We start from the raw sequence: 11,112 nt of genomic DNA, 5'->3' as shown, positions 1-11,112 counted from the left end.
TCGCCAAATCACAGCAGTCCACCCTTACAGGCCCACCTCCCAGAGGCCTTCAAGGAGACACCCATGAAAGGTACCGCGCTTTCGGCCCTCTTCGCGGCCGCCACCCTCCTGGCTTCCCCGGTGTTCGCTGCCGACGACCTGTGCACCATCAACCTGCAGAAGATCGACGACAGCATGGCCACCGCCGGCGCCACCTCCGAAGGCCTGGACAAGGCCCTTACCGAACAGGTCGACAAAGCCAAGGCCAGCCAGGCAGCAGGCGACACCAAGGAGTGCATCGCCATCACCAGCAAAGTGCTGGAGCGCCTTGAGAAAACCGAGAAAGGCGGCGGCTCGGCCGGCGGCAGCGGTGCCTGACCTGAAGCGGGCGGCGGAACCTGCTGTCGACGCCGCCCGCTTTAGCGCGTATACTCAGCCTCACGTGCCGAAAGGTACGGTCAGCTAGAGCTGAGTGTGGGGCCGATTAGGATTCGACGCCGGTAGCGAAACTCTAGGTGCATGCCGAGTTGGTAACAGAACTCGTAAATCCACTGTTGCAACTTTCTATAGTTGCCAATGACGAAAACTACGAGGGTTACGCTCTCGCTGCGTAAGCAGCTGAGCCCGCTCTCCTGGTAGCTTCGGCTCCAGCAATCATCAGGGGATGCCTGTAAACCCGAAATGATTGTCATACAGAACAGGATCGTCGTGTAGCACGTTGGGGGCAAAGCGACTAAAACTTACCCAACTCATCCAAAGCACCCTGCCCGTCGGGCGGCTGCGGATTAAATCAGTAGACACGGCTAAGCATGTAGTACCGACAGCGGAGTACTGGCGGACGGGGGTTCAAATCCCCCCGGCTCCACCAAATGATCAATCAAAGACGTCCACGGACGTCTTTTTTTGTGCCTGGAAGTCAGTGAAATCAAGGGTTTACTGATCTTTTGAGGGCCACAACGGTTTTTTGAGTTCCAGCCATCCCGGTATTCCCGGTGGTATTCCCGCCTACCTGGGGCTAATCTTGGGAATACCAAAAGGTGTCATGGAGCTCATCCTATGTGCGCTCAAACAGCTCGTCTCTCCGACCGCCAGCTCAAGGCGGTCAAGCCCAAAGACAAGGACTACGTCCTCACGGATGGCGACGGCCTCCAGCTCCGCGTCCGGGTCAACCGCTCGATGCAGTGGAATTTCAACTACAGGCATCCGGTCACCAAGAATCGAATCAACATGGCGCTCGGCTCCTACCCCGAGGTCTCTCTGGCGCAAGCTCGGCGGAAAGCGGTTGAAGCTAGGGAAGTACTTGCGCAGGGGATCGATCCCAAAGCTCAGCGCAATGATCTCGCGCAGGCCAAACTAGCCGAGACGGAACATACGTTCGAGAAAGTAGCTAGCGCCTGGTTCGAGCTGAAAAAGGACTCTGTTACGCCGGCCTATGCCGAGGACATCTGGCGCTCACTCACTCTGCACGTTTTCCCGAGCATGAAATCGACTCCGATCTCGGAAGTGAGCGCACCGATGGTGATCAAGATCCTCCGACCCATCGAAGCCAAAGGCAGCCTGGAAACCGTGAAGCGGCTTAGCCAGCGCCTCAACGAGATCATGACCTACGGGGTCAATTCGGGAATGATCTTCGCGAATCCGCTCAGCGGGATTCGAGCGGTGTTCAAGAAGCCGAAGAAAGAAAACATGGCGGCGCTACCACCGGAAGAGCTTCCTGAACTCATGCTGGAAATAGCGAACGCCAGTATCAAGCGCACGACCCGTTGTCTGATCGAATGGCAGTTGCACACCATGACTCGCCCCGCCGAGGCGGCGACTACTCGCTGGGCAGACATCGACTTTGAAAGGCGTGTCTGGACCATCCCGCCGGAGCGGATGAAGAAGCGTCGCCCGCACAGCATCCCGTTGAGCGATCAAGCCATGTCATTGCTGGAGATAATGAAGTCCCACAGTGGTCATCGAGAATACGTCTTCCCGGCAGACCGAAACCCTCGTACTCATGCCAATAGCCAGACCGCCAACATGGCGTTGAAACGCATGGGCTTCCAGGACCGCTTGGTCAGCCACGGCATGCGCTCGATGGCCAGCACCATATTGAATGAACATGGGTGGGACCCGGAGCTCATCGAAGTGGCGTTGGCGCACGTCGACAAGGATGAGGTGCGCAGTGCCTACAACCGAGCCGACTACATCGAGCGACGGCGGCCGATGATGGCTTGGTGGAGCGAGTACATTCTGAAGGCGTCGACAGGCAATCTCTCGGCCAGCGCGATGAATGTGGCCAGGGATCGGAACGTAGTACCCATCCGATAGGGCGGCGACAACGGCGACACTGGCGACACTGGCGACAGACCGCGTGCAATCTACATCCTTGCCGTCTGAGCGGATGGCGACAGTCGCCAACTCGCCTCGATTTTGGTTTCTCCGGCTAAGCCCGTGAGCATGGGGAGGCTTCGCATCCCCATGCTCACGGGCTAACACTAGAAAAGCGACAAACGGCCACTTTGCCACTGACACCCACCGACTTCCAAAGCACGCCAGAGGTGGAATCTGGCGCATTTCCATGTGCCCTTCACCAATTGACCCATGCCGCAGTGACCGATAGAACGAAGATTCAAAGCGCTGCCTTAGGCAGCACCCCTGATGACCAGAGCCTTCAAGGTCATGCCGCTAACCCGGTGGTTCATCCCAAAGTGCGATTCGCGCCCGGAGGCTCGCACGGTCATTCGCAAGAATGATGGACGCCCTCTAAACAATCCGCCTAGTGCGGCTGCCCGCTAACCCTTTAGCCCTGCAGCAACGAACCTGCTCGGCCGACGTTTTGCGCCAACCGTTCGCCCGTCTCTTTTTCCAGAAAAGAGACGGGCGCTCCTACCACTGCTGCAGCCCTCATCGCACAGGGCTTTGCGGCAATTCCCCTCGTGACAATCGGCGTGACAAACGCCGATGTCACCAGCAACAGCGCTGTAGATGATGGTGCCGCAGACCAGGGAATGGACTGCACCTGACTGACAGTCAGGCATGCCCCGGTCATCGCAGTGCTGCTTGCACCTGGCTCAGGATCTCGCGGCACTGGTCTCGTCAGCCAATGCAGCCTCCACCCGCCCACCGGTAACGGTGTTCAGGAGGCCAGATCATGAGATGCCCTTGCTCCTGGTCGTAAGGAGCCGCCAGTCCCGCGTCAGTGGACACCCTCACAGGTCGCAGGGGCCTTGATCCCTGATAACACTCAGCATTCTTGGCGGGATGACGTGAGGGAGAGATCGGTAAATTATGGAGGAAGGCTATGCAACTGCGCGAAGTCCAAGGGCCACCACGCCCCTTGTTGGAACAGCAGATTACGCCCCTACCCTACCCGGTCGCGGCGCTGGGCGATCTTTTGGGGCCGGCTGTAGAGCGCATGGCCGATGTGATCGGCGTGCCCTGCGCCATGGCCGCGCAATCTGTTCTAGCCACGGCAGCTTTGGCGAGCCAGGCGCACGCCAATGTTCACCTCGACGGCCGAATCTATCCGTTGTCGCTGTACTTGCTGACGGTGGCTTGCTCGGGTGATCGCAAAAGCGCGGTGGACCATATTGCGCTGCAGGCCGTACGCGACTGGGAGAGACAGCAGTGGATCGCTTACGGCGGACAACTCAAGGCGCACCGAGCAGCGATGAGCCTCACCGCGAAATCGCCAACCTCGAAAAAGTCAGCACAGCTAGCGCTGGACGCCCAACCTGAACCCGTCCAACCGAGACTCCTCAGTGCTGAGCCGACCATTGAAGGCCTGGTCAAAAGCCTCTGCCATGGTTTGCCGAGCATGGGGCTGTTCAGCGATGAAGGCGGGCAGTTTTTGGGCGGCAGCACCATGAACAAGGACAACATGATCAAGGCCATCACTCACTTGTCGACGTTATGGGACGGTAGCCCGATTGATCGGTCGCGCGCGATGGCTGGGGAAAGTCTGCGTGCCTATGATCGCCGCCTCAGCATGCACTTGATGCTGCAACCCCGCATGGCCGACCGCTTGCTGCAGGACGCTGATATCAAAGACCAGGGCATCCTGGGACGCTGTCTGATCAGTTGGCCAGAGCGTCTGGTTGGACAACGGCTGTACAAAGCCATCGACCTGACCCGTGATCCAACGGTGCACCTGTACCAGCAGCGCATTGCCGCGCTCATGCAGAAGCCTTGGTCACGCCATAAAGACGGCGGCCTCAACCCCGTAACCCTAGAGTTAAGCCCCCGCGCCCGTGAAGCATGGATTGCCATTCACGACACCATTGAATGCGAGTCTGGGGAATTCGGCGAACTGGTCAACGTGCAAGCTGCTGCGGGAAAGGCCGCCGCGAACGTTCTACGCATGGCTGGTGTGATGGCGGTGGTTGAGGAATCAGCTGCCTTGGAAGACGTGCATATCCAACGCGCCTCTACGCTGATGGACTACTACCTGGCCGAGAACCAGCGACTGACTGAACAGGAACCATTGAATAAGCTTCGCGCAGAGGCAGATTGCCTGCTGCGCTGGTTGATTAAGAAGAACTGGCCACCGTTTCGCCTCCGCGATCTCACGCGAAACGGCCCTCGCTTTACCCGTAAAAGCACGCGGCACACCTTCGAGTTATTGCTGCAGCTAGTTGCCCATAACTGGCTGAACAATGCCGGAGACATATTCGAGGTGCGCCATGTTCCGCCTCAATGACGCCGTGCGCCGCTACCAGGCGCAACATCGTTCGTCGTCCGAGTTACGGAGTGTCGCCGCCACTGCCACCACTTTGTCGCCACGTGCCAATCCAGATGAGGCGGGGGTTGTCGCCAGTGTCGCCGCTGTCGCCGCTCCAACATCTGAGTCAACCGATCTCGCTCGGCTCATCGAGCAGTTGCAAGAAGAAGGGGCTTTGCTGCAACGCAGCGAAAATGCCCTCCTCATCCGCCCAGCACACTGGGGACAGTTGGACACCATCGGCGCCCACTGGAAAGCCCTGCTGCTGCTCCTACAGACCGATGATCAAGGTGAAGATAATGGCGCTGGTCGGTCGGCGTGACGGTCGCAACTTTGGCTACGGTCGCCAACTGAGCTACGCCGGTCGGCAGGCACTGGAAGATCTGTTTGCCGGCGGCCACTTCGCCACCGTCAAAGCACACAGCGATCGCTGGCAAGCCTTCGTGCGCTGGTGCCGATCGGAGGACGGCCCCGGTTATAACGATGCACGCCAGATTGATCGACAGACGCTCCAAGACTACGTCACATACTTGCGCAAGCAGATCGAGCAAGGTGAACTGAGCATTGCCACCGCGCAAAACCGTCTTAGCAGCGTCAACCGTACCCTCGCTGCGCTCCGCGGTGATCAGAATGTGAAAATCGCCAGCCCAAGTAAGGCGTTGAGTCAACAGCGCCATACATTGCGCATCAGTGCACCGGATGGCCAAGACCACCAACACGTCCATCGAGTTCTACAGGTGCTTGTCAATCAGAAGCATGAGCGAGTGGCCGCGATTGTCATGTTGGCCCGGGCTACCGGTATGCGGCTGCGCGAGGCAATCCTAGCGGACCTGCCGCGCTTGCACCGCGAAACTAAACACTTGGGCCGTATTAATATCCAGGACGGCACCAAAGGTGGCCGCTCAGGGGCAACAGCACCGCGCTGGATCATCGCCAATGACCAGATCAACGCAGCGCTTCAGTTCGCACTTAAGATGTCGCCCGCCGGCAGCCGCAATCTACTAGACCGGGGCGAAAGCTATGCTGAGTTCTTGCACGGAACAGTTCTGCCCGCCCGCGAGACTCTGCATAGGTATGGGCTAAAGGGCTTTCATGAACTTCGTGCGGCCTACGCTTGCGAACGTTATGAGCAACTCACTGCCCATGCCGCACCAGTCAACAATGGCCATGGCCGCCGTGCTGACCGGAACCTCGATCAGCGGGCGCGCCAGCAGATCAGCCTTGAGCTTGGACATAACCGGAGCGATGTGGCCTCGGCCTATATTGGTGGCCAGTCATGAGTAAACCATTTGACATAACGCTGTTCCTAAGCGGCGTATTGACAGGCGCAACTGCATCTCAGCAACGTCACCTACGGCAAATGCAGATCATGCAAAAGGTCATCCAACAGCGATGGCATCGCGATACCCCATGGAGTTGGCAGCAAAAACATGTGCGCTGGTTTCTTACCCAATACTTGAAAGATTACTCCGCCACCACACAGTATTACTATCGACTCTCAGCTCTATTAGTTTGGAAGCGTTTAAAACGTGACTCACAATTCCTTATTGCTAAATCTGTTCCCGCAGGTAAGAAACCTCACCGGACCAAGCACCCTAAATAACATCGGAGGACAGATGAAGACTCTCTCAGGTGGACGCTTCAATCGGTCGACTTGACGCCAAAACGCAGCCAGTGACGAGTGTGGCACGTCAAAGGCCCCAATTGACGCATCAGCCACTCGTCGCCGCGCAGGTGACGTCTACGCTGGAGGCCGGAGGTGTGAGGCTGGTGCCTGGTGCCTAGTGCCTGGTGCCTGGTGCCTGGTGCCTGGTGCCTGGTGCCTGGTGCCTGGTGCCTGGTGCCTGGTGCCTGGTGCCTGGAGGCATGGAGATTTTTTGGGCTGATCACCCGTACCACTCGCTCGCTCAAAACACCATAAAATGGTATGGTACCTGATAGATTTGTATTAATGGCGTATTCCGCCGTTCAGTAAAGAATAATTGGTTTATGAGCAAAACAGTGAAAACTTATAGCGTAGTGTCGTCTACTCCCAAAGGGCACTACAAAAATATCACAGTACGGGGTGGAGATGAAGCGCCAGTCACTCTACGCGTACATCGTTTTGCAGTTGTGGGAAAGGGTGACCAAATTCGCTTTGGCGCAGCAGGCAATAATAGAGTTTTTGTTGTAGCCAAAGATGAGAAGGAACCAGACATCCCACTAACACCACTTTTCTCAGTAGACGAAAGCGTCTCCATTGGCAAAGAAAAATTTGAGATTCGCATTCGAGAGATAAACTCTGAATCTGATATGCGGGCATTAGAATTTCTTGAGCAATTTCACTACAAAACAAATAACTCCTTACACGAAAAAACTCAAGAAGATGAAACAAAAAGCGTAACCGCGTCAGTAGGAGGACGCAGAGCTGTACTTTATGCCTCCATTAAATTTGGGAAGCGCTGGCTACCCGCGGGGTATATCGACCTACAAATGCCTCTCATGATGTGCAAACCTCGGCACCAAATTTTCAGTCATCCCTTCGACCACCCTGAGCGTAACATCCGCTGGGAGCGCTGGGATCAGCGTGCGATGAAAGACTATTTGAACACTATAGTTCGAATTGGCAGAGTCGTGGTCAGCCCTGAGCTGCGTGGCCTTGGTATTACGCGCCGCCTCATCAAGTCTGCCAAAGCATTTTCAGCTGAACGATGGCATATAGGTGGGGCACGGCCAATCTTTATGGAAATCTCAGCGGAAATGCTGAGCCATATTGACTTCGTCAGTTCGTCTGGATTTAGTTTCATTGGCAAGACCGAGGGTAACATCTCACGTGTTCTAAAAGATATGCAATCAATGGCACGTGCACCTGGTGGTGAGTTTGGGATCATGAGCCTGCAGCGAAAATACTTCAGAGTACTTGAAGATTATTGCAAAACGCTGCAAATCAGCTTCGATGAAGGCCTTGATATTCTCCGACGCAAGATAGAAAAAAACCAAGACGCTTTGACGACAGGCGAGTGGGCAGTCTTGCGATCAGTTATTCGCAACCCGATCCCGTACTATCTATGCCCTCTAGATGACTACGCTACTAGTTACCTCCGGGCAGCAATAAAAGCCCGTGCCCCGGCCGAAGAACTCGCCATAAACAAGGTCGAATTCTCAGCCAAGAGCACACAAATAAATATAAACAACTTATCAATTCGCGCCACTTATCGAATCCCCGAGACTCGATCAACGAAGATTGTAATGGATGCATTCGGCCTTAAAGGCGACACCATATATGCCGACCTTGTCCAAAACATGTCCGTAAAGGCTTCGAATGGCAATATAATTTTTGTAGTTGGCACTAGCGGCAGCGGAAAAAGTGTTTTTTTGAACTCACTAGATCCGGATAAGACGCTAGATGGAAACTTGACAATTAAACGCACAGGAAGCATGAAGCATTCTGCTGGCTGGCTTCGGCCGCTCCGAGAGGACGCACCTGTATTCGAGGTTTTGGCAGAAAAATTTAGTCCAGAGAAGGCTTTTATTGCCCTCAGCCGTGTCGGCCTTTCAGAGGCATTAGCTTTCATAAAACCTTTTTGGATGCTAAGCCGCGGCCAACAGTATAGAGCCATGCTTGCTGACCTTCTGCTTCGAGACGAAGAAGTTTGGCTTCTTGATGAATTTTGCAGTGATTTAGACCCAATTACGGCTAAGATCGTAGCGCATAACTTACGCAAACAAGTTATCGCAACTGGTCGAATTGCCTTTATCGCAGCAGCGAACCATATTCACTACTTAGATGCATTGCGACCGACCAAGGTTCTAATGCTCCGGTCCGGTGATGAACCCGCATGGTTATCTTTCAAGGAATATCAGGATGAGTTTCTCGAGCACGCTGGCTGAGCGATTCGGTACAGTTATCGACAAAAGCCCATATTCGGTCGAAGACCCTTTAGTAAAAGCTCAATACATCTCAAAGGGGCACAACATTGTTTTCGGACGAACGTTAAAAGAAGAAAATCACAGCAACCTCCTCTATATAGGAAAGATACTAGAAAGCACCAAGGGCAAAAATTACCTAGGCGCAGATGCGTGGCTTGACACAACATTTCCGCATGTTATATATATAACTGGTACCAGAGGAAGCGGCAAGAGCTTTGATCTCGGCGTACTTGTTGAGGGCATATCGAAGCTCTCATCCCCCTCGCCAATTCAAAACAATGTTAAGCCAATAACCTCAATTATCATTGACACACAGAGTCAGTTTTGGACTCTTGGTTACTCCCCACGGAAATCTATTGAGGCGAATAAGATTCAGCTTGATGAACTTAAACGCTGGAATTTGAACCCCAATAGCCTGTCAGACGTGAAAGTTTTTACACCACCTGGATCGACTTCCTTCCTTGGCACTGAAAAAACTCTACAGATCAGACCTAGAGATGTACGAGCCGAAGAGTGGTGCGCTTTACTTAGCCAAGAAGTTTACAGCCCTCAAGGACACATAATTACAGCCACACTTGAAGCCCTAGGCGAGAGGGATTTCGAGATCTCGGATATGCTAGACTATATCGCCAACGATAATAACTGGCCAAACATAGCCGACTCATCGCGAAATGCCATAACCTATAAACTTGATGACTATAGACGCACAAACCTGTTCTCAGCCAACGGACTGAACATAAAGGACTTTCTAGAAGACGGTACTTGCAACATTCTATCTTTACGAGAGTTGAGAAACGAAGACAAATCCCTTATTACTGCGGTAATAGCGCGCAATTTATTTGATATCCTAGGGCGACACCACAACAAAAAGAAAACAGCAAGTTTTTTCGATCAAACATTTGAAAGTGATGGAACACCTGATCGTGTCTGGTTGGTTATTGATGAAGCACACGTTGTTGCGCCCAGAGATCAGATCTCTCCAGCCCGAGGCGCACTTGTAGAGTATGTAAAACGAGGCCGCGACGCAGGACTCTCGTTAGTACTTGCGACTCAACAGCCATCAGCACTTGATGATCGAATACTCAGCCAAGTTAACGTCACCTTTAATCATCGGCTAAGCTTTCAAAGCGACATTAATTCTGCAGTCGATCGAATCCCAACAAAATCAGTAAAAAATATGAAATTTGCGGGTACTAATCTGACTGACTTTGGGGATATGGTTAGAGTACTCGACACCGGCCAGTGCTTCTTGGGTGACCAAGCTAGTAGCCGTGCCGTCCTTGTTCAAATTCGCCCAAGGGTAAGTGCACATGGCGGCTACAGCCCATTCTGACCCCTATTCGATTTTGCTCCGAAAAATCGGTTATTCAGTGGGCCTTGAGTTCACGGCAGAGCGGATAAAGAAGTTGACGTCTCGATACCTTCAGGATCGTGATATCAATAATGCAAGCTGGCATCAGCTTGTAACAGGTAGTAAAAATGATGGCTACTGGGGCAGGGATCAAAGTGCAGAGAAGCATATAGCAGATTTCTTCTGCTCACTTCGACTAATCCAACGCACAGCAGGAGATGTGCTGGCGCTCGAGAACCTCGATGCTTTAGCCATCGTTTCTGAGCTACTCAGCGATGAAAAAGAGAAGCGCGCCGCCCAGGATTTTATTTTCCTGTGGGCTGTGATGTCTAATGATGGTGAGATTTTTACAAATCTGTTATTGGCAGGATTCGAAGAAAAGGCCATTAGCAATACATTAACAACCATGATGCTTAACAAGCGCTCAATTGCAGCAGAAGCACTTAAGGGCAAAGCGCCCGAGCAACGCATCAACCGGATTATTACAATTGAGCGCCAAGAAAAAAACGAAGGAAGTAAAGGTGGACGTCAGTCTATAACATCGCTCATACGCACTACTCAGTTGCCGTCCCAGCGTAGCAGCGGGCCAGGCTCTGATGATAGCTACGAGATAGTTTTCTCTAACGATTATTTTCGTAAAGTCCCTCCAAGAAGGCGTGACTGGGCAATTTCGCTTGGACTTTGGGACGGAGAAAAAGGTCTAACACCGAAAGGTAATTACTTCCTAGAAAGCCTACGCCATAGTAAATACATCGACAAAGAAAACTGTTTTACCTACTGGCCAATGGACTATGAATTAGTTAGAGCGGGATTTCGCCCTAATATATTTGGCGACGCAAAAGGGTTATGGGACAGCCTAGTTGATTTCTCATCAGCACTAGCAGGCGTGCAAATCCCTCCGCAGTCGATAATTGATCAAGAAGCCACTATAGACTTGATCAGATCCATGGTGGAAATATTTCGCAGCCTGCACACGCGAAAACTTATGTTAAGGCGAGAGCTACCAATTACTATTGCCTATCCAGCAGCTATGGCACTGCACTATGCAAAAAATAACATTATACTCGACTTACCTGCTGCCATCTTTGCAGAGCAAAAGGGAGAACAGCGCAGAGTAGCTCTGCGTCAGTCGAGGCACACCGGTGGTGCTTTGAGCATAAAGAGATAA

The 11,112-nt window shown here is 53.1% G+C and carries 9 protein-coding genes and 1 other RNA gene; all 10 read left to right on the top strand.

The features are described 5' to 3' along the window. Positions 1-63: 63 nt before the first annotated feature. Positions 64-357 carry a hypothetical protein gene (locus ACIPIJ_RS26200; RefSeq protein WP_401082449.1) on the top strand — a complete coding sequence of 98 codons (294 nt, stop codon included), beginning with the start codon at positions 64-66 and terminating at the stop codon, positions 355-357. Between the two features lie 98 nt (positions 358-455). Next, positions 456-847: a transfer-messenger RNA gene (gene ssrA / locus ACIPIJ_RS26195) on the top strand. A 188-nt stretch (positions 848-1,035) separates the two neighbouring features. After that, positions 1,036-2,292, top strand: coding sequence for an integrase domain-containing protein (locus ACIPIJ_RS26190; RefSeq protein WP_401082446.1), 1,257 nt, complete (start codon positions 1,036-1,038; stop codon positions 2,290-2,292). A gap of 973 nt (positions 2,293-3,265) precedes the next feature. Continuing rightward, entirely contained in the window at positions 3,266-4,663 is a 1,398-nt protein-coding gene (locus ACIPIJ_RS26185; RefSeq protein WP_401082444.1) for a YfjI family protein, read from the top strand. After that, complete coding sequence (locus ACIPIJ_RS26180) at positions 4,647-5,006, top strand: hypothetical protein (RefSeq protein WP_401082441.1); 360 nt, start codon at positions 4,647-4,649, stop codon at positions 5,004-5,006. The genes ACIPIJ_RS26185 and ACIPIJ_RS26180 overlap by 17 nt, the downstream gene beginning before the upstream one ends. Next, complete coding sequence (locus ACIPIJ_RS26175; RefSeq protein WP_401082438.1) at positions 4,984-5,964, top strand: integrase domain-containing protein; 981 nt, start codon at positions 4,984-4,986, stop codon at positions 5,962-5,964. Before ACIPIJ_RS26180 ends, ACIPIJ_RS26175 begins: the two co-directional genes overlap by 23 nt. Continuing rightward, positions 5,961-6,287, top strand: coding sequence for a hypothetical protein (locus ACIPIJ_RS26170; RefSeq protein WP_401082435.1), 327 nt, complete (start codon positions 5,961-5,963; stop codon positions 6,285-6,287). Before ACIPIJ_RS26175 ends, ACIPIJ_RS26170 begins: the two co-directional genes overlap by 4 nt. A gap of 386 nt (positions 6,288-6,673) precedes the next feature. Then, on the top strand, positions 6,674-8,554 hold the full coding sequence (locus ACIPIJ_RS26165) for an ATP-binding cassette domain-containing protein (RefSeq protein WP_401082433.1): 1,881 nt from the start codon (positions 6,674-6,676) through the stop codon (positions 8,552-8,554). Further along, positions 8,529-9,926: an ATP-binding protein gene (locus ACIPIJ_RS26160; protein WP_401082430.1), complete on the top strand. Its 1,398-nt coding sequence runs from the start codon at positions 8,529-8,531 to the stop codon at positions 9,924-9,926. Before ACIPIJ_RS26165 ends, ACIPIJ_RS26160 begins: the two co-directional genes overlap by 26 nt. Next, positions 9,904-11,112 (top strand): hypothetical protein, encoded by a 1,209-nt coding sequence (locus ACIPIJ_RS26155; protein ID WP_401082428.1) that lies wholly within the window; start codon positions 9,904-9,906, stop codon positions 11,110-11,112. Before ACIPIJ_RS26160 ends, ACIPIJ_RS26155 begins: the two co-directional genes overlap by 23 nt.

The organism is Pseudomonas sp. NPDC087185 (genome assembly GCF_044744955.1).
Classification (GTDB): domain Bacteria; phylum Pseudomonadota; class Gammaproteobacteria; order Pseudomonadales; family Pseudomonadaceae; genus Aquipseudomonas.
This window is presented reverse-complemented; position numbering and strand designations above follow the sequence as displayed.

Coding starts and splice junctions, on each gene's coding strand:
- ACIPIJ_RS26200 (WP_401082449.1), top strand. CDS start 64: ATGAAAGGTACCGCGCTTTCGGCCCTCTTCGCGGCCGCCACCCTCCTG.
- ACIPIJ_RS26190 (WP_401082446.1), top strand. CDS start 1,036: ATGTGCGCTCAAACAGCTCGTCTCTCCGACCGCCAGCTCAAGGCGGTC.
- ACIPIJ_RS26185 (WP_401082444.1), top strand. CDS start 3,266: ATGCAACTGCGCGAAGTCCAAGGGCCACCACGCCCCTTGTTGGAACAG.
- ACIPIJ_RS26180 (WP_401082441.1), top strand. CDS start 4,647: ATGTTCCGCCTCAATGACGCCGTGCGCCGCTACCAGGCGCAACATCGT.
- ACIPIJ_RS26175 (WP_401082438.1), top strand. CDS start 4,984: ATGGCGCTGGTCGGTCGGCGTGACGGTCGCAACTTTGGCTACGGTCGC.
- ACIPIJ_RS26170 (WP_401082435.1), top strand. CDS start 5,961: ATGAGTAAACCATTTGACATAACGCTGTTCCTAAGCGGCGTATTGACA.
- ACIPIJ_RS26165 (WP_401082433.1), top strand. CDS start 6,674: ATGAGCAAAACAGTGAAAACTTATAGCGTAGTGTCGTCTACTCCCAAA.
- ACIPIJ_RS26160 (WP_401082430.1), top strand. CDS start 8,529: ATGAGTTTCTCGAGCACGCTGGCTGAGCGATTCGGTACAGTTATCGAC.
- ACIPIJ_RS26155 (WP_401082428.1), top strand. CDS start 9,904: ATGGCGGCTACAGCCCATTCTGACCCCTATTCGATTTTGCTCCGAAAA.